The following is a 24,475-nucleotide window of genomic DNA, read 5'->3' as shown; positions in this document are numbered from 1 at the left end:
CGGCTGACACATCATCCGACCCGGTAGTTCGGGCTTTCCCGCGTGATCTGCACATCATGCACATGCGACTCCTTGAGCCCCGCACCGGTGATCCGCACGAACTGACACTGGCTGCGCATCTCGGCCACAGTGGCGCAGCCCGTGTAACCCATGGCGGCGCGCAAGCCGCCGACCATCTGGTGAAGCACCTGCGCCGCCGATCCCTTGTAAGGCACCTGACCTTCGATGCCTTCGGGCACCAGCTTGTCGGACGCGGCGTCCTTCTGGAAATAGCGGTCGGCAGAGCCGCGCGCCATGGCCCCCAGCGACCCCATGCCCCGGTAGGATTTATAGGAGCGGCCGTTCCACAGGATCACTTCACCGGGCGATTCGTCGGTACCGGCAATCGCGCTGCCCACCATGGCGCAAGACGCGCCCGCCGCGATGGCCTTGGCGAAATCACCAGAATATTTGATGCCGCCATCGGCGATCACCGGAATGTCGCCCGCGGCCCGGGCCGAATCCATGATCGCGGTCAACTGCGGCACACCGACGCCCGCAACGATCCGGGTGGTGCAGATGCTGCCGGGGCCGATGCCAACTTTCACCGCATCCGCGCCAGACCCGATCAGGGCGCGGGTGGCTTCGGCGGTCGCCACATTGCCTGCGACGACCTGAACATCATTGGAAAGCTTCTTGATGCGCTCGACTGCGCGTGCCACGCCCTCGGAATGGCCGTGGGCGGTGTCGATCACCACCATATCCACCCCGGCCTCGATCAACGCTTGGCTGCGCTCGAACCCGGCATCCCCCACAGTGCTGGCGGCCGCCACCCGGAGCCGCCCCATCGCATCCTTGCAGGCATTGGGGTTCAGGACCGATTTCTCGGTGTCCTTGAGCGTCAGCAGGCCCGTCAGTTTGCCGCTGCCATCGGTGACCAGAAGCTTTTCAATCCGGCGCGCCTTCATCAGGCTGATCGCCTGTTCGCGGTCCACCGGCTCGTGAAGCAGGGCCAGATTTTCGGAAGACATCATCACCGAGACTGGCGTCTTGTCATCGCTGGCGAACCGCATGTCGCGGTTGGTGACGATCCCCAGCACCCGCCCTTGCCCGTCCACCACGGGAAAGCCTGTGATGTTGTAGCGCTCCATCAAGAGCTTCGCATCGGCCAAGGTCTGATCGGGGGTCAGGGTGATGGGCGCGTAAACCACCCCCGATTCGAACCGTTTGACCCGCCGCACCTCGCGCGCCTGCGCCTCGAGATCAAGATTGCGGTGGATCACCCCGATGCCACCGGCCTGTGCCATGGCAATCGCCATGCGACCTTCGGTGACCGTGTCCATCGCGCTGGACAAGAGCGGGATGTTCATGCGGATCGATTTGGTGACATAGGTCGACGTGTCCGCATCCGACGGCAGCACCGAAGAGGCAGCCGGAACCAGCAGGACATCATCAAATGTAAGGGCCTCGCGAATCTCCATGGGAGCCTCCTTAGGAGTGATCGTTTGGCGGTTCCCTGTTTCACGGGTCCGAGAGGGATGCAAGCGGAAATGGCAGCCTTTGTGGCCAGCGGCGCCGGGGGGCTGTCTGCCCCCCGCACCCCCCGAGGATGTTTGTGAACAGATGAGAGCAAAGAGATGCAGTGTTCATCTGTTCATAAATATCCCCGGGGGAAGGCCGCGGGGGCGGGCAGCCCCCGTCGACCCTGTGGCAGGGCAGCGACGCTAAAGGTCGCGGAACCGCTTTTCCTGACGCGCTGTCCAGCGCAAGGACAGAGTCCAGCCGGTTTCATCCTGGCTTTCCGCTTCCACCACGCCTTGAGCATGCAGCCAGGCGTGGCGTTTTCCCTCGCTGAACGGCAAGGTGAGTTCGCGCTGTGTGGTTTCCTCGTCAAAGGTCTGCGAGATGCGGTCGAGCAATTCGGCCACACCCTCACCGGTGAGCGCCGAGACGGCCAGCACCTCTTCGCGCTGCTGCGCTTGCGTGGCCAGCGCCTCGCGTGCGGACCCCTCAACCAGATCGAGCTTGTTCCAGACCTCGAGCATCGGTGTGGCCTTGTTCACGCCGAGCGCGTTCAGGATGTCGACCACATCCGCCGCCTGCTCCGCCGATTCCGGATGGGCGATATCGCGCACATGCACGATGAGATCGGCCGACAGAACCTCTTCCAGCGTGGCGCGGAAGGCGGCGACCAGTTGGGTGGGCAGGTCCGAGATGAAGCCCACGGTATCGGACAGAATGATCTTGCGCCCGACGCCGCCGCTGAGGGCCGGAAGAACCATGGCGCGCATTGTGGGATCCAGCGTGGCAAAGAGCATGTCCTTGGCCAGCACATCGGCCCCTGTCACCCGGTTGAACAAGGTCGATTTGCCCGCGTTGGTGTAGCCGACCAGCGCCACGATCGGAAAGGGCACTTTCTTGCGCGCGGCGCGGTGCAATTCGCGGGTTTTCACCACTTTGGCCAGTTGACGCTTGAGCCGCAGCACCTGATCGTCGATGGCGCGGCGGTCTGCCTCGATCTGGGTTTCCCCCGGACCGCCGACGAAGCCAAAGCCGCCCCGCTGGCGTTCCAGGTGGGTCCAGGCACGCACCAAGCGCGTGCGCTGATAGGACAGAGCGGCCAGTTCCACCTGCAACACCCCCTCGCGGGTGCGGGCGCGATCGGCGAAGATCTCGAGGATCAAGCCGGTGCGGTCCAGCAGCTTGACGCCCCATTCCTTTTCAAGATTGCGCTGTTGCACGGGCGAGACTGGCCCATCGACCAGCACCAATCCCACATCCAGCGCCTTGAAGCGGGCGGCCAGCTCTTCGACCTTGCCCGAGCCGAACAGCATGCCCGGATGAAGGCGCGGCAGGCGCACCACCTCGGCCCCGACAACCTCCATGGCGGGAAGGGCCGCAGCAAGGCTGACCGCCTCGGCCAGCCCGTGTTCCGGCAAGCGGCGCGACGGGTTGGATTTTATGTCCGGGTGCAGGACGAAAGCCCGCATCGCGGGGCTTTCGCTTTCGTAGGCATCGATCCCTGAGCCCAGATCGGGCCAGATCTCGTCATCCTCGGGGTCTTCTGGAAGATCAGAAATCAGTCTTCACCTTCATAAAGGTTGATCGGGGCGCCCGGCATGATGGTGGAAATCGCGTGCTTGTAGACAAGCTGCGACTGGCCATCGCGGCGCAGCAAAACGCAAAAGTTGTCAAACCAGGTGATAACGCCTTGCAGCTTCACCCCGTTGATCAGGAAAATCGTCACAGGAACCTTTGCCTTCCGGACATGGTTCAGGAAAGCATCCTGCAAGTTCTGTTTATCACCGGCCATTCTCTTCGTGCCCTTAATATTGCGCGTCTTTGTCCCTGTCCCTCGGCTTTTATGGGTGCCGCTGGCGCATTGGCGGGCAGTATGGGACGGGAAACGGCGAGATTCCAGCCCAAAAAACAGTCCGTTACAGATGCATCTCTTAGCGTTGCCAACTTGCCGGGGCCAAGAGGGCCAAAAGCGCCAAAGTCTCGAGCCTTCCAACCACCATCACCATCGCCAGAAACACCTTGGCCATCGTGTCGAGGTCGGCGTAGCGGATGGGAGCCGCGCCCGCGAGGTCGGCGAGCTGGCCCGTGGTGGACAAGGCTGCCAGCGTGAGCACCAGCGCATCCTCGAACGGCAGGCCCATCAAGGAGAGGGCTGCGGTGCTGACCGCTATGGACAGGGCGAAGAGCATGAAAAACAACCACGCGAAATAGGCGCCTTCGCGCCGCAAACGTCGCGCCAGCTGACCTTGCCCCCCAATCGAAGATGGGTGGATCAGTTTTTCCAGTTCACGCTGCCCGTGGCGGAACAGTGCATAGACGCGCAGCAGTTTGACGCCGCCCGCCGTGGTTGCGACGCCGCCCCCGATGATGGCCAAACCCAAGAGCACGAGACCCGGACTGGGCAGACCAGACCAGCTGCGCGCGGCCGCCCATTCCCCGGATTCATAGCCTGTGGTCGTGAGAAAGCTGAGCGCCATGAAAAAGGTGCCCCACAACGCCCGGAAGGCAGAGTCGGCATCATCGGTCGCCGCGACCTCGATCGCGCCGATGAAATGCCGGAAGAACAGCACCGCGGTTGTCAGCGCCACCAGCACAACCGCCAACCGCACCTCGGGGTCACGGCGCAGCGGACCTTGCATCAGAACAAACTGGGTGCCGGGCAGAAACCGCCGGGTGACGGCAAGCATCAGGAACAGAACGATCAACGCCTCTCCGACCAGCCCGGTTCTCAGACCGCTGAGATCATCATCCATGCCAATCCCGGAGGTGGACAGCGTGCCCATGGCATGGATCAGCGCCAGAAGGTTCACCTCCCCTGCGATCATCAGGAGCAACCAGAGCAGAAGCGTGAGGCCCGCGTAGATCGGAAACAGAAGCAGGGTGTAGCGCAGAAACCGTTGCGAAGGATCCGCGACGCGGGTGATCTGGCTCAGCCCCTCGGCGCCACGCCCCGGGGCCCGGCCCGACATGACCTCGACCCCACCCAAGTTCATCGGAGCCAGGATGGCGGTGGCGGTGACCAGAATGAACAACCCGCCCAGCCAGCCAACAGTGGCACGCCACAGATGCAAGGGTGGTGACAGGCGACCCGGCGTATCATACAGGCTGGCGCCGGTGGTGGTGAAAGAGGACACCATCTCGAACCAAGCGTTGGTGAAGCTGGTATCGGGCAGCGCCTGCGTGAGCGGCACCGCGAAAATCACCGGCATCAGCGCGTAGGCCCCGACCAGAGAGCCCAACTGGCTGCGGGCAAGATTGCGCGGCTGCCAGTTCGAGGTGGCCAACCAGACCATGCCAGACAGGATCAGCACCAAGACGCCGGAATAGAAGAACCCCTGTGCGACACGGTGCAGGCCGGTCAGTGTGGCATGGGCGGCGGGCAGGAACATGGCCGCCCCGGACAGGGCGGACAAGGTGACCAGAAGGGGCGCCGCCAACAGGCGATCGCGCAGGCTCATCAGAAAAAGTCGATGGAGACCTGCAGCAGCCGCTCCACCTCCCGCACATCGGGCGCCATCGCAAACAAGGCGATCACATCGCCCGACTCCAGTCGCAATTCCGCCGTGGGTTTCATCACCTTTTCGCCGCGCATCACGCCGCCGACCAGCACACCTTCGGGGAAATCGATTTCCCGGATCATCTTGCCGGCAAGCGAGCTGGTCGAGAGGATTTGCGCTTCGATCATCTCGGCTTCGGCATCCCCGATGGAATAGACGGCCCGCACGCGGCCATGGCGGATGTGGCGCAGGATAGAGGAGACAGTGGTAGCACGCGGGTTGATGTAGGCGTCGATGTCGAGCGGCCCCATCAAGGGGGCGAGCGTGGGGTCGTTGACCAAGGCGATGGCCATGCTGCACCCGGCCTGTTTGGCGCGCACGGCCACCAGAAGGTTGGTCTTGTCATCATCGGTCACGGCCAGCACCGCATCGGCGCGGTCGATGGCGGCTTCGAGCAGCACGTCCATATCCATGCCGTCGCCATGCAGAACGATGGTGCGCTCCAGACTGTCAGCGGCGCGTTCGGCGGTGGGACGTGACTTTTCGATGATCTTGGCGCGAACGCGGTCGCTGCGCGCCTCGAGCGTGCGGGCCACGCCCAAGCCCACATTGCCACCGCCGATGATGACGATCCGTTCCTGCTTTTTGGTTTTCTTCCCAAAGATTTCCAAGGCGCGGTTGACGTCTTCCGAATGGGTGAAGACATAGATCTGATCGCCCGCAAACAGCTGGTCGCCCGGATCGGGGGCAAAGAGCCTTCCTTCACGGCGGACCCCCACCACGATGGCGCGCAGGGTGGAGAACAGATCATTCAGCTGCCGCAACGGTGTGTTGAGCACCGGGCAATCTTCATCGAGCGCGATGCCCAGAAGCTGCGCACGGCCCAGCATGAAACTTTCGGTGTCAAAGGTCGAAGGCGCGGCGAGGCGCTGAAGCGCGGCCTCGGCCACTTCGCGTTCCGGGCTGATCACCACATCGATGGGCAAATGATCACGGCGGTAGAGATCGGAATAAAGCGCATCCAGATAATTCTGCGCCCGCAACCGCGCGATCTTGCGGGGAACCGAAAACACCGAATGCGCCACCTGACAGGTGACCATGTTCACTTCATCGGAATAGGTGGCGGCGATGATCAGATCGGCGTCGCGCGCGCCTGCGCGTTCGAGCACATCGGGGAAAGAGGCGAACCCCACGATGCCTTGGACGTCTAGCGTGTCGGTTGCCCGGCGCACGAGATCGGGGTTCACGTCGACCACCGTTACGTCATTGCGTTCGCTGGACAACTGGCGCGCGATTTGCCAGCCAACCTGACCCGCGCCACAGATGATGACCTTCATGTCAGCCCCTTATGAATGGCGCGGGACGTCTGACCCCGCCACGCCGCCCTTGCATCGCAGAAGGCAGCGCCGGGGTCAATGTCGGCCAGCTCAGCCCTCGTCCTCCTCGTCCAGATCGTCGAAATGGGCTGACCGTCCGCCAGATTTGGCGGTGGTCACCACGCCCAAAGATTTCAGCTTGCGGTGCAGTGCGCTGCGTTCCATGCCGACGAAATTCGCCGTGCGGCTGATGTTGCCGCCAAAGCGATTGATCTGTGTCAGGAGATACTCGCGCTCGAACACCTCGCGCGCCTCGCGCAAGGGGAGCGTGGCCATGGCGCCGCCCAAGACCAACCGACCGTTGCCTTCAACCGCCGCTTCTTGTCCCGGCAGTTCGCTGGCTTCGATCGGCCCCGACCCCTCGCCAAGGATCAGCACGCGTTCGATCACGTTGCGCAACTGCCGCACGTTGCCGGGCCATGCGGTGGTTTGCAGCATGGCCTCGGCCTCTTGGGTGACCTGACGCAAGGGGAGGCCTTGGGTGCGGTGGAAAAGATCAATGAAATGGCGTGTCAGCTCGGGGATATCCTCACGCCGCTCTTCCAGACTGGGGACCGGGATCGGCACGACATTCAAGCGGTCATAAAGCTCTTGCCGGAAGCGACCGGCGGCGATTTCCGCACGCAGATCGCGTGTGGTCGACGAGATCACGCGCAGGTCCACCCGAACCTTATCGGTGCCGCCCGCACGGGTGAACTGCTGTTCCACCAGAACCCGCAGGATCTTGGATTGGGTGCCCACTGGCATGTCGGCGACTTCGTCGAAATAGACAACGCCGCCATGCGCCTGTTCCAGCAGGCCTTTTTCGATTCCGCGTTCGGCGGTTTCACGACCGAACAGCACCTCTTCCATGCGGTCGGGCTCCACCGTGGCGGACGAGACCGACACAAAGGGCGCCGAGGCGCGGTTCGAGTTCGAGTGGATGAAACGCGCGGCCATTTCCTTGCCGCTGCCCGAAGGCCCGGTGAGCATCACCCGTCCGTTCGACTTGGTCACTTTCTCCAGCTGGGCCTTGAGCGCACGAAAGGCGGGGCTTGAGCCCAGCATTTCCGCGCTCGTCACTTCACGCCGACGCAGATCGGCATTTTCGCGGCGCAAACGGCTGGTCTCCATGGCCCGGCTGACAACAACCATCAACTGGTCGATGTTGAACGGCTTTTCGATGAAGTCATAGGCGCCCTGCTTGATCGCCGCGACGGCGATTTCGATATTGCCATGGCCCGAGATGATGACCACCGGCACATCGGGATTGTCGCGCTTGACCGTTTTCAGAATGTCGATGCCGTCCATCCGGCTGTCTTTCAGCCAGATGTCCAAGATCATCAAACTGGGCGGATCGGCATTGATCTCGGCCATGGCATCATCGGAATTTCCTGCAAGACGAACGGCATAGCCTTCGTCCTTCAGAATGTCTCCAATCAGTTCACGGATGTCTTTTTCGTCGTCGACGATCAGAATGCTCATCTCAGCCTCCCTGGCCCTGTGCGACCATGTTGTTGCGTGTGCGCCTGCGGGTCAGGCGTGGCAGACGGATTTCCGCCATCGCGCCCGCATGGGCGTTTCCTTCGAATAGAGGGGCGTCCAGCAACGACAGCTGGCCACCGTGTTCTTCTATGATCTTCTTCACGATCGGAAGACCCAGACCCGTGCCTTTTTCTCGGGTCGTCACATAGGGTTCGAACAGCCGCGCGCGATCCGGCGGCAGGCCGATGCCATTGTCCATGATGCGGATCGTCACGCCCTCATCATCGGGGTCCATCTGCACCCTGATCTCGGGCACATGACCATCAGGCGCGCCTTTTTCGTGAAGGGTTTCAATTGCTTCCCCGGCGTTCTTGATCAGATTTGTGAGCGCTTGCGTGATCATGGTCGCATCGACCTCAAGCAGCATCGGCTCCGTCGGGATCTGGACCGCGAATTGAACCTGCGGTTGCCCACTTTCTTGCAAAGTGACCGCATCGCGCAAAAGACGGGTGACATCGGTTTCTCGCCGATCCGGTTCCGGCATGCGCGCGAATTTGGAAAACTCATCAACGATGCGGCGCAAGTCATTGGTTTGCCTTACAATAACATCTGTATACTGCTCCAGATCCGCAGGCTGAGCCACCTGATCACGGAATTTGCGTTTGATCCGTTCCGCTGAAAGGGCAATCGGGGTGAGCGGGTTCTTGATTTCATGCGCGATCCGGCGCGCCACATCGCCCCAAGCGGCCATGCGCTGGGCCGAGACCAGCTCTGTCACATCGTCGAAGGCCACGACATAGCCTTCCAGCCGTCCGGTATCGCTGCGCCGCACGCTCATGCGCACAAGCAGGCTTTCCAACTTGCCCTTGCGGGTCAGGCGCACCTCTTCTTGCACGGCCGCCGCGTTGCTTTCCCGCAGCCTCTCGAACAGCGGCGCGAATTCTGGCACCGCATCCGAAAGAGACAGGTCTTCCCCGCCACTGGCCATGTCGAGCAAACGCTCGCTGGCCCGGTTCACAAAATCAATCTTGCCGTCCGACCCCAGCCCGATCACCCCTGCGGTGACGTTGGAGAGGACGGAATCAAACAAGCGCCGTCGGCGTTCGGTTTGCCTGTGCCCGTCCATCAAGGCTTCGCGTTGGCCTTTCAATTGGCGCGTCATCTGATTGAACAGGCGGCCCAGCATCGCAATCTCGTCATCGCCGGGCTCCTCCTTGACCTGCACATCAAGGTCGCCACCGCCCACGCGCTGCGCGGCGCCCGCCAGACGACCAACGGGTTTTGACAGACGTTCGGCGAACCACAGGCCCATCCAAGTGGCGGCGAGAATAAGGATGATCGCAAAGCCCAGATAGATCAGACCGAAGTTCAGCAGCACCCTGCCCCGGTCTGCCTCCAGCTGATTGTAAAGCCGGACCGTTTCGCGCGTGGAATCGAGCAAGGACAAAAGCTGTCCGTCAACCGTGCGGCTGACGTAAAGGTAGCGATCGACAAAGGCATCCAGCGCCACCACGGCACGAAATTCATCATTGGCCCAATCTTCGATGAGTTGCGGGCCTTCGGTGCGGGCGCGTGTGAGGGCTTCGATGGGCGGCGTTTCGAAATCGAACAGGTAGGAACGCTGCCCCCGCGTCAGCAGCGTGCCCGCGCCATCGATCAGAAAGGCCTCTTTCAGGCCGCGCTGCACCAAAGCCTGACCCTGTGAAAGCAGCGGCCGCAACCCATCATCAGGCAGGAAAAACGTCGATTGCTTGGCGACATTCAAATAAGCCGCAAGGCTGGTGGCATCTTCGATCAAGTCTTCACGGCTTTGACGGTCATAGGCTTGTGCCGCCGACAATGAGCTTCCCACGACAGAGCGCACACGGTCGGAGAACCAGCCCTCCAGCCCGATGTTCACGGTGAGAACGGCAAACACCGCCACCAGAACGGTGGGCACCAGCGCGACCAAGGCAAACACGCCGGACAGGCGCAGGTGAAGGCGTGACCCGGCGGATTGGCTGCGCCGATCGGCGACAAGGCGCGCCACCCGCGCCAGAACCAAGGCCGCGACCACCAAGATATAGACCATGTCGGCAAGCAGGATCAGGCGCAAGGTCGGGCTGTTCGACCCTTGGCTGAAAGGCCCCAAGGTGAGGAAGGTCATCACCGCCAGCAGAGGGCCCAGAAACACCAGTCCGAAGGTCGTGGCTGTTTGGACTCGGCGCTGCCGGCGCAAGCGCGCCAGCCGATCCCAGGCCGCTGATCCCAACGCACGCTGCACTTGCCTCGCCCCCGATGCAGGCACGCCCAAAGCGTGCCTGTTCCGCCACATATGGTGTGCATTCCGCCACAGGGCGGAAGCGACACGCTTTATGTTGCGGTTTTACATCAGCTTGCGCCTCCGTGTCACGCGGATATCGAGGTCGGTGATCTTCTTGCGCAAGGTATTGCGGTTGATGCCGAGGAGATCGGCACATTTGGCCTGATTTCCTGCTGTTGCATCCAAGGCAATCTCGATCAGCGGCATCTCCACCTCACGCAGGATCCGCTGATACACCCCTGCCGGCGGCAGGTGCCCGCCGTGCAGATCAAAGTAGCGCTTCAGGTGACGGGCTACCGAGGCCGAGAGCTTTTCATTCTCGCCGCCGCCTTTCAGCGGTTCCATCACGGGCTGATTGCCCAACACCGCTTCAACCTCCTGACGGCTGATTTCCGCCTCGGATGAGGTGACCATCAGGCGACGCAGGGTGTTTTCAAGCTGACGCACGTTGCCCGGCCAAGAATAGCCGCGCACCAGATCGCGCGCATCATGCGACAGTCGCCGAACGGCCCCCATGTCACGCTCGCCCCGGGTCAGAAAGTGATCTGCCAAGAGGGGGATGTCGTCCACGCGCTCGCGCAAGGAAGGGACATGCAGCGTGACGCCGGACAAGCGGTAGTAAAGATCCTGACGGAAGGCGCCCGCTTCCATCCGGGCGGAAAGATCGACTTGGCTGGTGGCCATGATGCGGGGCGCGCCGTCTCCCATCAGATCCAGCATGCGCACGATGCGGGCTTGAGTGTCATCGTCGTAATCGGCCACCTCATCGAACACGAGGCTGCCGCCGCGCGCCCGGGCCAGAAGCGAGGACGGTCCCTCCATCCCTTGCAGATCCGCGGCCTGTGCCACCACGAAGGGTTGGCTGCGGCGGTCCGAGAAATCGTGGATCGCACGTGCGATCAGGCTTTTTCCGGTGCCCGATTCGCCAGTGACCAGCACCGCCAGATCGGTGTTCATCACGCGCGCCACAAGCCGATACAAAGCTTGCATTGCCGGGGTGCGCCCGACGAGCGGCAGATCATCCCCGGGGTCTTTCAAGGGCTGAACCGGGATTTTCGGCGCACGGCGCTTCATCTCGAGCGCGCGGGCCGAGCGCTTCATGAGATCGGGCAGATCAAAAGGCTTGGGGAGGTAATCATAGGCTTCGGCCTCGGCGGCCTGAATCGCGGTCATGATGGTGTTTTGGGCGGAAATCACAATCACCGGCAGGCCGGGGCGCATCTTGCCGATGCGCGGCAGTGCATCCAGACCGTTGCCATCGGGCATGATCACATCGGAGATGACGAGATCGCCTTTCCCTTCTTCGACCCAGCGCATCAGGGTCATCAGGCTCGACGTCGCGTGCACCTTGCATCCGGCGCGCGTCAATGCCTGTGTCAGCACGGTGCGGATCGTGCGGTCGTCATCTGCCACCAGAACAGTGCCGTCCATCAGCTTTTCTCCATCTTCTTGGGGGCCACGGGGAGCGAGACGCGAAACGCGGTGCGCCCGGGCACTGAATCCACTTGGACCCAGCCTTCGTGGTCGGAAATGATCTTGGACACCAGCGCAAGGCCAAGCCCTGTGCCGTTTTCGCGTCCTGAAACAAAGGGTTCAAAGATATCGGCGGCGATTTCCGGCGGAATGCCCGGTCCGTCGTCAATGATTTCGACCGTCAGCGGCAAGACCGAAGGCGAGCCGCTTTTCCGCCGCAAGCGCAGCGAAAGATCGTAGAAGGTGCGCAGCCGAATGGTGCCCGCCTGCCCTTTGCTGGCTTCGGCGGCGTTCTTGATCAGGTTCAGAAACACCTGCATGAGCTGATCCGGGTCCGCCAATGTGGGCGGCAAGGAAGGGTCGTAATCCTCGATGATCTGCATATGCGCGGCAAAACCCACCATGGCCGATTTGCGGGCGCGGTCCAGCGCGTCATGAATGTTCACCGGTCGCCGATCCGGGGGGCGCAAGTTCCCGAATTGCTCGACCTGTTCCAGAAGCTTCACGATGCGTCGGGTTTCCTCGACGATCAGATCGGTCAGCTCCCGATCTTCACTGTTGGCATTCATGCTGATCAGCTGCGCCGCGCCGGAGATTCCGGCGAGCGGGTTCTTGATCTCATGCGCCAGCATTTCGGCCATCCCGATGGCAGACTTGGCCGCCGACTTCACGCTCATCGACCGCCCCAGGCGGTCGGCGATGTCGCGCGGGCTGATCAGCAGCATCAGGTAGTCCGAATTGTCATGCATCGGCGCCACCTGCACATTGCACTGCACAGGGGCGCGCTCGCCCGTGGTCACGTCAATGTCATTGATGAAGATGGTGGACTGGTTGGCGCGGGCGCGCAGGAAAGCCTCTTCCATCGGGGCGTCGATCGAGAGACGGTCCAGCACAGGCTGCTCCATGAGCGAGCGTGACGAGGCGTTGAGAAAAGTCTCGGCGGCGGGGTTCACTTCGGTGATGCGGCCATCGGGTCCGATCAGCAGCGCAGGGATTGGCAGGCTGGCCCAGATCACCCCCGGCACCGGGTATGGCGTGCGATACGGGGTCACGCGGCGGCCTTTCCGGGTTCGGCAAAGCTGGCGCGGATGAGGCGGATCACCTGCGCAGGATCGTCGCTTGTGACGATCTGACTGCGCTGCGACACGGCTCCTGCCTCTTCAAGATACCATGAGAGATGTTTGCGCGCGGTCTTGACGCCAAGGTCACGGCCATAAAAGGCCAGTTGCGCCTCATAATGTTCGATCATCAGCTCTGCCCGTGCCGCACCTTCCGGCACCTCTGGCGCGGGCGTCCCATAGAGCGCATGCGCGATCTGGGCGAGGCGCCAAGGCGCCCCTTGGGCGCCGCGCCCCACCATCACGCCATCGGCGCCTGATTGCGACAAGGCCTGTGCGGCTGTGCCCGCATCGACGATGTCGCCGTTGGCAATCACCGGAATGTCGACAGCCTCTTTCACGGCGCGGATGGCCGCCCAATCGGCGCTGCCTTTGTAGAACTGTTGGCGGGTGCGCCCGTGAATGGTGATCATGCGGATGCCCGCCGCCTCGGCCCGCTTGGCGATCTCGGGGGCGTTCAGGCTATCGCGGTCCCAACCCAGCCGGGTTTTCAAGGTCACCGGCAGCGAGACTGCGCCCACCACCGCCTCGATCAGCGCGACCGCCAGATCAGGTTCGCGCATCAAGGCCGAGCCGCAGGCACCGTTGCCTCCCGCCGCCGTCACGCGCTTGGCGGGGCAGCCCATGTTGATGTCGATCACCCGCGCGCCTTGTCCTTCGGCATAGCGCGCGGCTTCGGCCATCCAATAGGGATCGCGCCCGGCGAGTTGCACAGACGTGGCGGCCTCGCCAAAGCCCAGCTCTGCCTTGGCGCGCGCAAGCGGCTGCGCGCGCATCACATCTTCACTGGCAATCATCTCGGACACCACAAGACCAGCCCCGAACCGCGCCACCATCCGCCGAAACGGCAGATCGGTGATGCCCGCCAAGGGCGCCAGAAGCACCGGTGGGTCGATGACAAGCTGATCGAGCGTGAGGGCCAATTGCACAATCCTTATGCGCCATGAGGCGAGGTAATCTTGTTTTGCGGGGATAACAAAGCCAGACCCACTTTAAAACGGTTGAAAAACATGCACCGCACAAAATTTAGGCAAAATCGCGCGGTTTATGCGCACGTTGCGGAAGTCTTCCCCCTGATTTAAGCAAGAGGACAAAGAGGTGCCCATGACCACAGCCGCCATCATCGTCGCCGCCGGACGCGGCACCCGGGCCGGAGGGGATCTGCCCAAACAGTGGCAGGATCTCGCAGGGGCGCCGGTTCTGGCCCATACGATCCGCGCTTTCGCGGGCCAGGTCGACCGCGTGGTTCTGGTGATCCACCCCGAGGACCGGGCCCGTGCCGCAGGTTTTGGCCTGCCGATGGTGGACGGCAGCGACACACGGGCGGGATCTGTGCGCAACGCCTTGGAGTGGCTTGACGGGCAAGGCGTGACCAAGGTGCTGATCCATGATGGGGCGCGGCCCTTGGTGTCGCCGCAGGTGATCGGTGCGGTGCTGGCAGCGCTGGATGACACCGTGGGGGCGGCCCCTGCGCTTCCCGTCACGGATGCCTTGTGGCGCGGCGACACGGTGGTGGAGGCCACCGCGTCGCGCGACGGGCTCTGGCGCGCCCAGACCCCGCAAGGCTTTCGCTTTGACGCGATCCGCGATGCGCACCGCGCCCATCCGGGCGGCGCCGCCGACGATGTGGAGGTGGCGCGCTGGGCGGGCCATGCGGTCGCCATCGTCCCCGGCGACGAGGACAATCTGAAACTGACCTATCCGGGCGATTTTGCGCGCGCGGACCGCATCCTGAAAGGGCGCAAAATGGAGATACGGCTGGGCAATGGCTATGACGTGCATGCCTTTACCGAAGGGGATGGTGTTTGGCTTTGCGGCGTTCTGGTCCCGCATGGCCGGGCGCTTTTGGGCCATTCCGATGCAGATGTGGGGATGCACGCGCTGACCGATGCGATCTATGGCGCTTTGGCCGAGGGGGATATCGGCGTGCATTTCCCGCCCAGCGACCCGCAATGGAAGGGGGCGGCCAGCCAGATCTTTCTGCGGCACGCCATGGGGCGCGTGGCCGCCCGAGGCTATCGGCTGGCCAATTGTGATGTGACTTTGGTGTGCGAGCGTCCAAAGATCGGCCCGCATCAGGGCGCGATGCGCGCGGCGCTGGCCGAGATTATGGGGGTCGAGGTGGAGCGGATCAGCGTAAAGGCGACCACGTCCGAGCGTCTGGGCTTTACCGGCCGGGAAGAAGGCATCGCGGCGCTGGCGACCTGCGCCTTGGTGCACGCATGATCCGCGCCGTTACCACCTTTGGCTATGTCGGCCTGCTGCGCCCGGCGCCGGGCACTTGGGGCTCGGCGGTGGCGCTTGCGCTGGGGCTGGCGATTGACCATCTGCTGGGGTTTCCCGCGCTGGTTCTGGCGACGGTGGCGGTGACGGCGCTGGGGTTCTGGGCCTGTCAGCAGGCCTTGCGCGACCGGCCGGGCGATGATCCGTCCGAGATCGTGATTGATGAGGTGGCGGGGCAATGGATTGCGCTGCTGTTCCCTGCGGCGGCCTTCTGGTCGCGCGGGGTCCAGGATTGGTGGCTGACGGCCTATCCGGGCTGGGTGGCAGCCTTTGTGTTCTTTCGGCTGTTCGACATATGGAAGCCGTCGCTTGTCGGTCGGGCCGACCGGCGCGGTGATCCGGCGGGCGTGATGCTGGATGATCTGTGGGCAGGCCTTTTCGCGGGTGTCGCGGTGATCGTGGCGGCAGCCGTGGCGCATGGGGTGGTGATGTCATGACGGCAGAGCAGGTTCTGGCGCTGGCGCGGGCGGCGGGCGTGCGGGTGGCCACTGCGGAAAGCTGCACAGGCGGTCTGATCGCCGGAGCGCTGACCGAGGTGCCGGGATCGTCGGATGTGGTGGACCGGGGCTATGTGAGCTATTCCAACCGCGCCAAGCAAGAGATGCTGGGGGTTCTGCCCGCAACACTCGAGGCGCATGGCGCCGTCAGCGAAGCGGTTGCGGCGGAGATGGCCGCGGGCGCCTTGCAGCGTGCAGGTGTGGCGCTGGCGGTTTCGGTCACCGGAATTGCCGGACCGGGCGGGTCGGAGTTCAAACCCGAAGGCCGCGTGTGCTTTGGTCTGGCACAAGTCGGGAAGGCCGTGCGCACCGAGACGGTTGATTTTGGGGCCATCGGCCGGGCCGAGGTGCGTGCGGCAACGGTGGCCCATGCACTGGCGCTGTTGGGCGCGGCCTTGCAACAGCATTGAGCGGCGCGCTCTTGCGCCCCGACGGGCGCTATCGCCGCGACAACAGCGCGAAGGGCGTGCAGCGCCTTAGTTGGCAGCGGGAACCTTCTTGAGATAGGCCGCAATGGCCGCCCGATCGCTTTCGGGCAATTGTGCCATGTTCTCGATCACCGGGACCATATGGCCGCCCGCGGAATCGTAGTCAGGCGTAAACCCGCTGGTCAGATAGGCGACGATTTCGCCCTCGCTCCAGTCCAGCGCCGCCGGGGTAATGTTAGGGATGGTTCCCTGCCCCGAAGGATTGGGCGCGCCCGCAAGCCAGCGGCTGGTGTCGAGCCCGCCAAGCGCATCGCGTGGCGTGTGGCATTCGCCGCAATGCGCCATCGCCTCCACCAGATAACGACCCCGGGTCTCGGCTTCGGTCAGGTCGCCCTGCACCACGAAATCAGTGTTGCGGTTCAGAAGCTTCCATCCGCCCAGCAGGGCGCGGATGTTGAACGGAAAACCGATCTGATGCGGCTGGCTGGGCGTGGCGTCTGGCGGAAGCGTCTGAACGTAGCTGTAAAGATCGACAACATCCTGCGCCTCCATCCGGGCATAAGACCAATAGGGAAGCGCCGGATAGTAATGCGCGCCCTCGGGCGAAACGCCGCGTTGCAAGGCGTTGCCGAAATCGCTCACGGACCAGCCGCCGATGCCTTGTTGGGGGTCGGGGCTGATGTTGGGGGCGAGGAAGGTGCCGAACTCGGAAGGAAACGCCTGACCACCCGCCAAGATCAGCTTTGCCTCACCGCTCGCGCCGGGCGCCGCGTGGCAAGAGGCGCAGCCCGTTGCATGGAACACGCCCTCTCCACGCGCCGGATCGCCCGTCAGGCCCGCATAATGATCGGCAGCAAGGGGTTGCGGCCGGATCATCACCCAAGCCGCACCGCCGCACAAGAGAGCGGCGCCAAGCGCGATAGAGAGCAAGCGAGGCATGACAGCTCCTGTAGGAAAATCATCAAAGGCAGGCTAGCGGATTCGCGCCGTGCCGCCCATCACCTTTTCGCCAGCCCCCTTATGGCCGGATCTTTTGCGGTGTCAGCACGTCTGGCCAGCCGAAAAAGGATTCGACCGCGAAGACAAGCACGCACAAGAGCACCACCCCGACCACAAGCTTGACGCGCCCCCAAGACGGCGGGTGGCGCGCCCATTTCGCCATGCGCAAAAGCCAAGTCGCGCTCATGCCGCCGCGTCGGTAAAGCGCACCTTCCCGATGAAAGGCAGGTTCCGGTTGCGCTGGGCAAAATCGATGCCGTAGCCCACGACAAATTCATCGGGGATCTCGAACCCCGTCCAATCGGCGCGCACGGCCACTTCCCGGCGCGTTGGCTTGTCGAGCAAGGCACAGACCTTGAGTCGGGCAGGTTCACGCGCCTTGAGCAGGTGGATCACATGGCTGAGTGTGAAGCCCGTATCAACGATATCTTCCACAAGCAGCACATCGCGCCCGGCAATTTCGCCGCGCAAGTCCTTGAGGATGCGCACCTCTCGCGAGGAATGCATCGAATCGCCATAGCTCGAGGCTTCCAGAAAATCGACCTCGACCGGCAGGTCGAGTTCGCGCACCAGATCGGCAATAAAGACGAAAGAGCCGCGCAACAGCCCCACCACCACGAGTTTGTCCGTGCCTGAAAAATGCGTCGTGATCTCGCGCGCCAAGTCCTCGACCCGCGCGGCGATGGATTTGGCGCTGATCAACTGATCGATCACATAGGGTCGTTGCGTCATGGCGTCCTCTTGATTTCTGCGCGCTTTCTATCGAAAAGCACGGACCGAGTCACGGGACCTGCTGATGCCTACCCATTCCGAAACCCGCTTTTTGCCCTACAGCGCGCAACAGATGTATGATCTGGTGGCGGATGTGGGGTCTTATCCGAAGTTTTTGCCGTGGAATTCTGCGGCGCGGATCCGATCGCGCCAACCGCGCGCCGATGGGTCTGAGGTGATGGAGGCGGATCTGGTGATCAGCTTCAAGGTTTTCCGCGAGCGGTTCGGGAGCCGAGTGGTCTTGTGGCCGGCAGAGCAGCGGATCGAGACCGAATATCTGGACGGCCCGTTCCGCTATATGCGTTCGACTTGGAAATTCCGCCCGGTGGAAGGCGGCTGCGAGGTCGATTTCTTTGTCGATTTCGAATTCCGGAATGCCATTTTGCAAGGCATCATCGGCGTGGTCTTCAACGAAGCCATGCAGCGTATCGTGCGCGCCTTCGAGCGGCGGGCGGCAGAGCTTTACGGGCGGCGCTGAGGACCGCGCGGGATCTGAAGGCGCGCCTGCGGCGCAACATATGTGCCTCGTCGCAGGCCTGCGGCCTGTCTCCTCAGGTCAAAAGCCTCCGGCGGGAGTATTTGGGAAAGATGCAAGGGCAATGTGCCCGTGGCTCCTTTATCTCAATCAAGCGCGTCCCAGTTTTGCCATGCGCGCGTCGCGCAGACGCGCGAAATCATCGCCTGCGTGATAAGACGACCGGGTGAGCGGTGTGGCCGAGACCATCAGGAAGCCTTTGCCATAGGCGGCGGTTTCATAGCTTTTGAACTCATCCGGGGTGACAAAACGATCAACCCGGTGGTGCTTCGGCGTGGGTTGCAGATACTGGCCGATGGTCAGAAAATCGATATCGGCACTGCGCATATCGTCCATCACCTGCAAGACGCCGGCGCGGTCTTCGCCCAAGCCCACCATGATGCCGGATTTGGTGAAAAGCGTCGGGTCGAGTTCCTTGACCCGCTGAAGCAGGCGCAGGCTGTGAAAATAGCGCGCACCGGGGCGGACTTCGAGGTAAAGGCCGGGCACGGTTTCAAGGTTGTGGTTGAAAACATCGGGCCGCGCCTCGACCACCTTTTCCAAGGCGGAGGGCGCGCATTTCAGGAAATCGGGAGTCAGGATTTCAATGGTTGTGGCGGGCGCGCGGTGGCGGATGGCACGGATGGTTTGGGCAAAGTGTTCCGCCCCGCCATCTTCCAAATCGTCCCGGTCGACCGAGGTAATGACCACATGGTTCAACCCCAGTTCTGCCACCGCATGGGCCACACGGCCCGGCTCGAACGCATCAAGGGTTTGCGGCTTGCCGGTGGCCACGTTGCAGAAGGTGCAGCCACGCGTGCAGATTTCGCCCATGATCATCATGGTGGCGTGGCCCTGGCTCCAGCATTCTCCCACATTGGGGCACCCGGCCTCTTCACAGACGGTGACGAGCTTCTTTTCTTTCAGGATGTTGCGGGTTTTCTTGTATCCTTCCGACGTGGGCGCGCGCACGCGGATCCAGTCGGGCTTTTTCGGCTGAGCATTGTCGGGACGGTGCGCCTTTTCCGGGTGCCGCTGATCGGGAACTGTCAGATCGCGCATTGGGTCCTCCGCCAAGCCATGCCTGACACTACATCTAGCCCGAACGGGCGAGGCGCACAACCGGCGCTGCAAGGACAGCGCCTTGCGTGCCGTGCATGGCAGGGCCAAGCAGGCCGCAAGGCGCGCAGGTCGATCAGCCGATGAAGTTGCGGCGCTCGCTGGTCGTGTCCTCATAATGACGGCGCAGGCGCTGCAAGGCGATGCGCAACACGATCTTGCCCGATCGCGCCGCCCAGCCCATCCGCTTTTCCGCGGTCTCGATCCCCTCGAGGAAGCAGCAGACGCGCAAGGCCACATCCCCCAGACCGGGGCCAAGATCGCGCAGGGCCGCCGCAACACGCTCACGCGCGCGCGTCGGGCCTTCTCCGTGACCGGCATCCGGACGAAAGCCACCCCGGTCCCCCCCGGTGAGGAAGCGCTCCCAGTTCTGCGCCACGCGCGGCCCCATCTGCGCCACCTCGAAGTCTTCGCGCAGACGCTCGGCCGCGCGGATCAGATCGTTCTCCAGAAAGGGTTTTCCATCCTTGTCACGCCGCCGCCCAAGCACCGACAAGGGACTTTCCGCCAGATTGTAGCGCAGCTTTCGCGAGATCCCCCCCTCGTCGATCACGCGCTCGTCCCAGAGTCGGTGCTGGCTTGCGAAAGGCATCGGCGCTTCACACAGATCCGTGTGATGCGCCTGACGCGCGAGATCGCTTTCATCGATCAGGCGTCGGAGCGCGGCGCGGCCAGCGGGCGTGATCTCATAGGTCGTCACCCGCCCCTTTTTGCGACAGGCGATCCAATCCTTCAGGGCAAAGGCTTGTGCGACGGCGCGTTCGACCACACCTGTGCGCGCCTGCTGCCCATCAGGGAAGGTGCGCAGCACCACGGCCTTTTCCAGATCGGGCGCGATGGCCAGCACCGCGGCGGGTTCGGCCATGCGTCGCAGGATGCGACGTGCCTCGCGCGACAGCGTCGCGTCGTCGATGTGCAGGGGTTTCGGGGCTACGGTGAGCGTCATGTCGCTGGCGTCCTCTGGATCTGAAACCATCGAATCGCTGCCCAACAAGGCCAAGGCTTCATCCACCAACGGATCTTCGCGGCGGGCCTCGCAGCGGCGGATCTGGCGCATCACCGTTGAGGCATGCGCCCCTTTGCGGCGGGCCAGTTCCCGATAGGTCACTCCGACCTCGATATGGTTGAGATAGAGTATGACGTCGTCGGGGAGCCATGCGGGAAAGCTTAACTCAGCGGACAGGTTCGATGTCATCTTCGTTTCCGGGGCCGCCCTGCGGTGCTCTAACTTAATCATGGTTAATACAACCTGAAGGGAGTCGGTTACGCATTGGTTAATTTCCCGGATCGATAGCGGCGGCCCTGTGGATGATTGGTGAAGAAAGTGAAACGATTTCGAACCGAGCGCGCGGTTATCCACAGAAATCGCAACGCAGAGTTGCGTCATTTATTCTGATTTGGACCCAATCACGAGGTGAACCATGTCTGACCTGCGCGCTTTGCTTGAGGATCTGCGCCGCCCCCGCTTGCTGATGCACGCGGCCCGTTTCGGCATGGCCGATTACCGCCGCGACCGCGATCTGCGGCGTCTGGTCAGCCTTCCGGCATCGCCGGAGGCGACCGTTGGCCAGTTGCTCGAACAAGAAGACAAGCTGGAGCGGAACCGACGGCGGGGCGATGCCGCCTATTCAATCGCGCGCCATATCGAGGTGCTCATTGCTCTGCTCGCAGAGGCACAGCTGGTTCCGCGCGGGTAACGGCGGGCGGGCAGGATGAGGCCGCCGCCCGCCCTGCCCCATCTAGATAAAGGCGTCGGGCATCGACGCCTTTTTGCGCGCCACATAAGCATCCAAAGCTTCGCGAATGCCGGGGTCCAGCGTCGGTTGCTGGTAGTCACTCAGCTGCTTTTTGACCCGCTCGGCCGCGAGGGCCTGCGTGTCGCGCGCGCCTTCTTCGGCCCAAGTTTCGAACGGCTTGTAGTCGAACAGATCTGACCGCCAAAAGGCCGACTTGAAATTGGCTTGCGTATGGGCGCAGCCAAGGAAATGGCCGCCTGGCCCGACCTCGCGCAGCGCGTCCAGCGCCTGTCCATTGGTGTCCATCATCACGCCTTGCGCCAGATGGTGCAAGGTGCCCAGCTGATCGGCGTCCATCACGAATTTCTCGTAAGAACTGACCAGCCCGCCTTCAAGCCAGCCACAGGCATGCAGCATGAAGTTGACGCCCGCCAACAGGGCCATGTTGAGGCTGTTCGCGGTCTCATACGCGGCCTGCGCATCCGGCAGCTTGGATCCGCAGAAGCTGCCGCCCGAGCGATAAGGCAGGTTCAGCCGCCGCGCGAGTTGCCCCGCGCCATAGGTGATATGCGCGGCTTCGGGCGTGCCAAAGGTGGGCGCGCCCGAGTTCATGTCGATGCTGGTCACAAAAGCACCAAAGATCACCGGCGCGCCGGGGCGCACCAGCTGGCTATAGGCCACGCCCGCCAAGACTTCGGCCAGCACCTGCGTCAGCGTGCCCGCCACCGTCACCGGGGCCATCGCGCCGCCCACGATGAAAGGCGAGATGATTGCCGCCTGACCCGCGCGGGCAAACACTTCCAGCGCGCCCATCATGATGCCATCAAAGGTCAGCGGGCTGTTGATGTTGATGAGCGAGGTCATCACCGTGTTCTGATCGACGAAATCGGACCCAAAAAGGATCTTCGACATCTCGACCGAATCCTCGGCACGGCTGGGTTCGGTGACCGAACCCATGTAAGGCTTGTCCGACAGCACCATATGCGCATGCAGCATGTCCAGATGGCGCTTGTTCACCGGCACATCCGTCGGCTCGCAGACGGTGCCACCCGAATGGTGCAACCATTTGGACATATAGCCCAGCTTCACGAAGTTCTGGAAATCATGGATCGTGGCGTAGCGTCGACCGCCCTCACTGTCGCGCACGAAAGGCGGGCCGTAAACCGGGGCGAGCACCAGATTGCGCCCGCCGATGTCGACATTGCGCGCCGGGTTGCGCGCATGCTGGGTAAAACGCGAGGGCGCGGTGGCGCAGAGTTTTCGTGCCAGCCCCCGGGGGATTCGCACCCGCTCGCCCTGCACATCGGCGCCTGCGGCTTTCCACAAGGCCAGCGCCGCCGGATTCTCTACGAAATTCACGCCGATTTCTTCCAGAACGGTATCGGCATTCCATTCAATGATGGCCAGTGCCTCTTCGTTCAGAATCTCGAAATTTGGAATGTTACGCTGGATGAACTTTGCCGTTTCCAGTGAAACCGCCGTCCGCTCGGCCCGCCGTGCGGAACCGCCGCCGCCGCGTGCCCGGCGACCCTCGACCGCAACATCGCTCATGCTTCATCCTCCTTGGGTGTTTGCCGCCCTTATGCCGCCAAAGCCGTCTGACCCGAGACCTGTTTCCGTCACTTAACACCCAAAAACGACATGCCTGCGCAGTGAGCAGGAGGCAGCAAAGGGCCGCCGTTTCATGCATGCCAAGGCGCAAGAGCCCCTGCCCTCGCGCTTTCCCCTCTTGCGATTCTGCGCGACCCTTCGTATGCGGGCGCATGACCCATCATGACCGCCTTTTGATCATCGACTTCGGCTCTCAGGTGACGCAACTGATCGCGCGCCGCCTGCGGGAGCTGAACGTTTATTGTGAAATCCACCCGTTCAACAAAGTGGACGATGCCTTTCTGGCCGAATTCGCGCCAAAGGCCGTGATTTTCTCGGGCGGGCCGTCTTCGGTCTTTGCACCGGGCGCGCCGATGCCGCCGTCTTCGGTGTTCTCGATGGGCGTGCCGATCCTTGGCATCTGCTATGGCCAGCAAGTCATGATGCATTGCTTGGGCGGCTTGGTGGAACGCGGGCATGGCACCGCGGAATTCGGCCGCGCCTATGTCACCCCGACAGGGTCGGGTCTGCCCTTGCTTGACGGTTGGTTTGATCCCAACACCACCGGAGGGCGCGAACAGGTCTGGATGAGCCATGGCGACCATGTCTCGCGAATCGCGCCGGGGTTCGAGGTGTTCGGCACCTCGCCCAACGCGCCCTTCGCCATCACTGCCGATCCGTCGCGCCATTTCTACGCCGTTCAGTTCCACCCCGAGGTGCACCACACCCCCAAGGGCGCGAAGCTGTATGAGAATTTCGTAAAGCTCGCAGGCTTCAAGGGCGACTGGACGATGGGTGCTTATCGTGAAGAGGCGATCCGCAAGATCCGCGAACAGGTGGGCGACGCCAAGGTGATCTGCGGCCTGTCGGGCGGTGTCGATTCCTCGGTGGCCGCCGTGCTGATCCACGAAGCCATCGGCGATCAGCTGACCTGCGTCTTCGTCGACCATGGGCTTCTGCGTTTGGGTGAGGCAGAGCAGGTCGTCACCATGTTCCGCGACCATTACCAGATGCCGCTGATCCATGCTGACGAATCCGCGCTGTTTCTTGGCGCGCTTGAAGGCGTCAGCGACCCCGAGGTCAAGCGCAAGACGATCGGTCGGCTGTTCATCGACGTGTTCCAGAAACATGCCACCGAAGTCGGCGGCGCAAAGTTCCTTGCGCAAGGCACGCTTTACCCGGATGTGATCGAGTCGGTCTCGTTCAGCGGTGGGCCTTCGGTGACCATCAAGTCGCACCACAATGTCGGCGGCCTTCCGGAAAAGATGGGGCTGAAACTGGTCGAACCACTGCGCGAGTTGTTCAAAGACGAGGTGCGGGCGCTGGGCCGCGAACTTGGCCTGCCCGCAAGCTTTATCGGCCGCCACCCCTTCCCCGGCCCCGGCCTCGCCATCCGCTGCCCCGGCGAGATCACCACCGAAAAGCTGGAGATCCTGCGCAAGGCCGATGCGGTGTATATCGACCAAATCCGGAAACACGGTCTGTATGACGAGATCTGGCAGGCCTTCGCCGCGATCCTGCCAATGAAGACGGTGGGCGTGATGGGTGATGGGCGCACCTATGACTATGCGCTCGCGCTCCGGGCCGTTACCTCTGTCGATGGCATGACGGCGGATTACTACCCGTTCACGCATGATTTCTTGGGCGAAACCTCGACCCGGATCATCAACGAGGTGCAAGGCATCAACCGGGTGTTCTACGATTGCACCAGCAAGCCGCCGGGCACCATCGAACTGGAATGAAAAGGCCGGACGGGCGCCGCCGATTTTTCGCAGAAAAATCGCGCCACCTTCGTCCGGCACAGCCAA

The 24,475-nt window shown here is 62.8% G+C and carries 22 protein-coding genes; 6 read left to right on the top strand and 16 right to left on the bottom strand.

The features are described from left to right. Positions 1–11 precede the first annotated feature (11 nt). The 10 genes from guaB to dusB form a co-directional block, all read right to left on the bottom strand. Positions 12–1,460, bottom strand: coding sequence for an IMP dehydrogenase (gene guaB / locus CUR21_RS02460; RefSeq protein WP_100195432.1), 1,449 nt, complete (start codon positions 1,458–1,460; stop codon positions 12–14). A gap of 243 nt (positions 1,461–1,703) precedes the next feature. Beyond that, positions 1,704–2,969 (bottom strand): GTPase HflX, encoded by a 1,266-nt coding sequence (gene hflX, locus CUR21_RS02455; protein WP_100195431.1) that lies wholly within the window; start codon positions 2,967–2,969, stop codon positions 1,704–1,706. A gap of 89 nt (positions 2,970–3,058) precedes the next feature. Next, positions 3,059–3,292: an RNA chaperone Hfq gene (hfq, locus tag CUR21_RS02450; protein WP_023664101.1), complete on the bottom strand. Its 234-nt coding sequence runs from the start codon at positions 3,290–3,292 to the stop codon at positions 3,059–3,061. 139 nt (positions 3,293–3,431) lie between these two features. After that, positions 3,432–4,958 (bottom strand): TrkH family potassium uptake protein, encoded by a 1,527-nt coding sequence (locus tag CUR21_RS02445; RefSeq protein WP_100195430.1) that lies wholly within the window; start codon positions 4,956–4,958, stop codon positions 3,432–3,434. Then, complete coding sequence (gene trkA, locus CUR21_RS02440) at positions 4,958–6,334, bottom strand: Trk system potassium transporter TrkA (protein ID WP_100195429.1); 1,377 nt, start codon at positions 6,332–6,334, stop codon at positions 4,958–4,960. Before trkA ends, CUR21_RS02445 begins: the two co-directional genes overlap by 1 nt. Before the next feature lie 90 nt (positions 6,335–6,424). Next, on the bottom strand, positions 6,425–7,837 hold the full coding sequence (locus CUR21_RS02435) for a sigma-54 dependent transcriptional regulator (protein WP_100195428.1): 1,413 nt from the start codon (positions 7,835–7,837) through the stop codon (positions 6,425–6,427). A 1-nt stretch (position 7,838) separates the two neighbouring features. Continuing rightward, positions 7,839–10,100, bottom strand: coding sequence for a PAS domain-containing sensor histidine kinase (locus CUR21_RS02430; protein ID WP_232622655.1), 2,262 nt, complete (start codon positions 10,098–10,100; stop codon positions 7,839–7,841). Positions 10,101–10,202: 102 nt separating this feature from the next. Next, complete coding sequence (locus tag CUR21_RS02425; RefSeq protein WP_100195426.1) at positions 10,203–11,570, bottom strand: sigma-54 dependent transcriptional regulator; 1,368 nt, start codon at positions 11,568–11,570, stop codon at positions 10,203–10,205. Continuing rightward, a complete protein-coding gene (locus CUR21_RS02420) occupies positions 11,570–12,664 on the bottom strand; it encodes a nitrogen regulation protein NR(II) (RefSeq protein ID WP_100195425.1) in 1,095 nt (364 codons plus the stop codon). The genes CUR21_RS02425 and CUR21_RS02420 overlap by 1 nt, the downstream gene beginning before the upstream one ends. Beyond that, positions 12,661–13,653 (bottom strand): tRNA dihydrouridine synthase DusB, encoded by a 993-nt coding sequence (gene dusB / locus CUR21_RS02415; protein ID WP_100195424.1) that lies wholly within the window; start codon positions 13,651–13,653, stop codon positions 12,661–12,663. Before dusB ends, CUR21_RS02420 begins: the two co-directional genes overlap by 4 nt. Positions 13,654–13,834: 181 nt before the next feature. Between dusB and CUR21_RS02410 the strand changes: the two genes are divergently transcribed. From CUR21_RS02410 to CUR21_RS02400, 3 genes are read left to right on the top strand one after another with little or no spacing between them, the layout of a single operon-like run. Then, the gene (locus tag CUR21_RS02410; RefSeq protein WP_100195423.1) at positions 13,835–14,956 is read left to right on the top strand and encodes a bifunctional 2-C-methyl-D-erythritol 4-phosphate cytidylyltransferase/2-C-methyl-D-erythritol 2,4-cyclodiphosphate synthase; all 1,122 of its coding nucleotides are present in this window, start codon (positions 13,835–13,837) and stop codon (positions 14,954–14,956) included. Continuing rightward, entirely contained in the window at positions 14,953–15,450 is a 498-nt protein-coding gene (locus CUR21_RS02405; protein WP_198431596.1) for a phosphatidylglycerophosphatase A, read from the top strand. The genes CUR21_RS02410 and CUR21_RS02405 overlap by 4 nt, the downstream gene beginning before the upstream one ends. Next, entirely contained in the window at positions 15,447–15,920 is a 474-nt protein-coding gene (locus CUR21_RS02400) for a CinA family protein (RefSeq protein WP_100195422.1), read from the top strand. Before CUR21_RS02405 ends, CUR21_RS02400 begins: the two co-directional genes overlap by 4 nt. 66 nt (positions 15,921–15,986) lie before the next feature. Here the strand turns inward: CUR21_RS02400 and CUR21_RS02395 are convergent, their stop codons facing one another. The 3 genes from CUR21_RS02395 to hpt all read right to left on the bottom strand — a co-directional run bounded on the left by CUR21_RS02395 (position 15,987) and on the right by hpt (position 17,669). Then, on the bottom strand, positions 15,987–16,877 hold the full coding sequence (locus tag CUR21_RS02395) for a cytochrome c (protein WP_100195421.1): 891 nt from the start codon (positions 16,875–16,877) through the stop codon (positions 15,987–15,989). 79 nt (positions 16,878–16,956) lie between these two features. Then, positions 16,957–17,124 (bottom strand): hypothetical protein, encoded by a 168-nt coding sequence (locus CUR21_RS18725; protein WP_198431595.1) that lies wholly within the window; start codon positions 17,122–17,124, stop codon positions 16,957–16,959. Continuing rightward, positions 17,121–17,669 carry a hypoxanthine phosphoribosyltransferase gene (gene hpt, locus CUR21_RS02390; RefSeq protein WP_100195420.1) on the bottom strand — a complete coding sequence of 183 codons (549 nt, stop codon included), beginning with the start codon at positions 17,667–17,669 and terminating at the stop codon, positions 17,121–17,123. The genes CUR21_RS18725 and hpt overlap by 4 nt, the downstream gene beginning before the upstream one ends. A 64-nt stretch (positions 17,670–17,733) precedes the next feature. Here hpt and CUR21_RS02385 point away from each other — a divergent pair, with 64 nt between their 5' ends. Then, entirely contained in the window at positions 17,734–18,186 is a 453-nt protein-coding gene (locus tag CUR21_RS02385) for a type II toxin-antitoxin system RatA family toxin (protein WP_100195419.1), read from the top strand. A gap of 147 nt (positions 18,187–18,333) precedes the next feature. On the opposite strand, the gene lipA is transcribed toward CUR21_RS02385, so the two are convergent. Next, positions 18,334–19,284 carry a lipoyl synthase gene (lipA, locus tag CUR21_RS02380; RefSeq protein WP_100195418.1) on the bottom strand — a complete coding sequence of 317 codons (951 nt, stop codon included), beginning with the start codon at positions 19,282–19,284 and terminating at the stop codon, positions 18,334–18,336. Positions 19,285–19,417: 133 nt separating this feature from the next. Continuing rightward, positions 19,418–20,536 carry a DUF6456 domain-containing protein gene (locus CUR21_RS02375; protein ID WP_100195417.1) on the bottom strand — a complete coding sequence of 373 codons (1,119 nt, stop codon included), beginning with the start codon at positions 20,534–20,536 and terminating at the stop codon, positions 19,418–19,420. Positions 20,537–20,762: 226 nt separating this feature from the next. Here CUR21_RS02375 and CUR21_RS02370 point away from each other — a divergent pair, with 226 nt between their 5' ends. Beyond that, positions 20,763–21,038, top strand: a complete 276-nt coding sequence (locus CUR21_RS02370; RefSeq protein WP_100195416.1) for a DUF6477 family protein — start codon at positions 20,763–20,765, stop codon at positions 21,036–21,038. 42 nt (positions 21,039–21,080) lie between these two features. Here CUR21_RS02370 and CUR21_RS02365 read toward each other — a convergent pair whose 3' ends face one another. Beyond that, entirely contained in the window at positions 21,081–22,628 is a 1,548-nt protein-coding gene (locus CUR21_RS02365; protein WP_100195415.1) for a trimethylamine methyltransferase family protein, read from the bottom strand. Positions 22,629–22,840: 212 nt separating this feature from the next. Between CUR21_RS02365 and guaA the strand changes: the two genes are divergently transcribed. Continuing rightward, on the top strand, positions 22,841–24,409 hold the full coding sequence (guaA, locus tag CUR21_RS02360) for a glutamine-hydrolyzing GMP synthase (protein ID WP_100195414.1): 1,569 nt from the start codon (positions 22,841–22,843) through the stop codon (positions 24,407–24,409). Positions 24,410–24,475 lie beyond the last annotated feature (66 nt).

This window comes from Pseudorhodobacter sp. MZDSW-24AT (assembly GCF_002794355.1).
GTDB lineage: Bacteria > Pseudomonadota > Alphaproteobacteria > Rhodobacterales > Rhodobacteraceae > Pseudotabrizicola.
This window is presented reverse-complemented; position numbering and strand designations above follow the sequence as displayed.

Coding starts and splice junctions, on each gene's coding strand:
- CUR21_RS02405 (WP_198431596.1), top strand. CDS start 14,953: ATGATCCGCGCCGTTACCACCTTTGGCTATGTCGGCCTGCTGCGCCCG.
- CUR21_RS18725 (WP_198431595.1), bottom strand. CDS start 17,124: ATGAGCGCGACTTGGCTTTTGCGCATGGCGAAATGGGCGCGCCACCCG.
- guaA (WP_100195414.1), top strand. CDS start 22,841: ATGACCCATCATGACCGCCTTTTGATCATCGACTTCGGCTCTCAGGTG.
- trkA (WP_100195429.1), bottom strand. CDS start 6,334: ATGAAGGTCATCATCTGTGGCGCGGGTCAGGTTGGCTGGCAAATCGCG.
- hflX (WP_100195431.1), bottom strand. CDS start 2,969: ATGCGGGCTTTCGTCCTGCACCCGGACATAAAATCCAACCCGTCGCGC.
- CUR21_RS02425 (WP_100195426.1), bottom strand. CDS start 11,570: ATGGACGGCACTGTTCTGGTGGCAGATGACGACCGCACGATCCGCACC.
- hfq (WP_023664101.1), bottom strand. CDS start 3,292: ATGGCCGGTGATAAACAGAACTTGCAGGATGCTTTCCTGAACCATGTC.
- CUR21_RS02370 (WP_100195416.1), top strand. CDS start 20,763: ATGTCTGACCTGCGCGCTTTGCTTGAGGATCTGCGCCGCCCCCGCTTG.
- CUR21_RS02445 (WP_100195430.1), bottom strand. CDS start 4,958: ATGAGCCTGCGCGATCGCCTGTTGGCGGCGCCCCTTCTGGTCACCTTG.
- CUR21_RS02395 (WP_100195421.1), bottom strand. CDS start 16,877: ATGCCTCGCTTGCTCTCTATCGCGCTTGGCGCCGCTCTCTTGTGCGGC.
- hpt (WP_100195420.1), bottom strand. CDS start 17,669: ATGACGCAACGACCCTATGTGATCGATCAGTTGATCAGCGCCAAATCC.
- CUR21_RS02365 (WP_100195415.1), bottom strand. CDS start 22,628: ATGAGCGATGTTGCGGTCGAGGGTCGCCGGGCACGCGGCGGCGGCGGT.
- CUR21_RS02375 (WP_100195417.1), bottom strand. CDS start 20,536: ATGACATCGAACCTGTCCGCTGAGTTAAGCTTTCCCGCATGGCTCCCC.
- CUR21_RS02385 (WP_100195419.1), top strand. CDS start 17,734: ATGCCTACCCATTCCGAAACCCGCTTTTTGCCCTACAGCGCGCAACAG.
- lipA (WP_100195418.1), bottom strand. CDS start 19,284: ATGCGCGATCTGACAGTTCCCGATCAGCGGCACCCGGAAAAGGCGCAC.
- CUR21_RS02435 (WP_100195428.1), bottom strand. CDS start 7,837: ATGAGCATTCTGATCGTCGACGACGAAAAAGACATCCGTGAACTGATT.
- guaB (WP_100195432.1), bottom strand. CDS start 1,460: ATGGAGATTCGCGAGGCCCTTACATTTGATGATGTCCTGCTGGTTCCG.
- CUR21_RS02410 (WP_100195423.1), top strand. CDS start 13,835: ATGACCACAGCCGCCATCATCGTCGCCGCCGGACGCGGCACCCGGGCC.
- CUR21_RS02400 (WP_100195422.1), top strand. CDS start 15,447: ATGACGGCAGAGCAGGTTCTGGCGCTGGCGCGGGCGGCGGGCGTGCGG.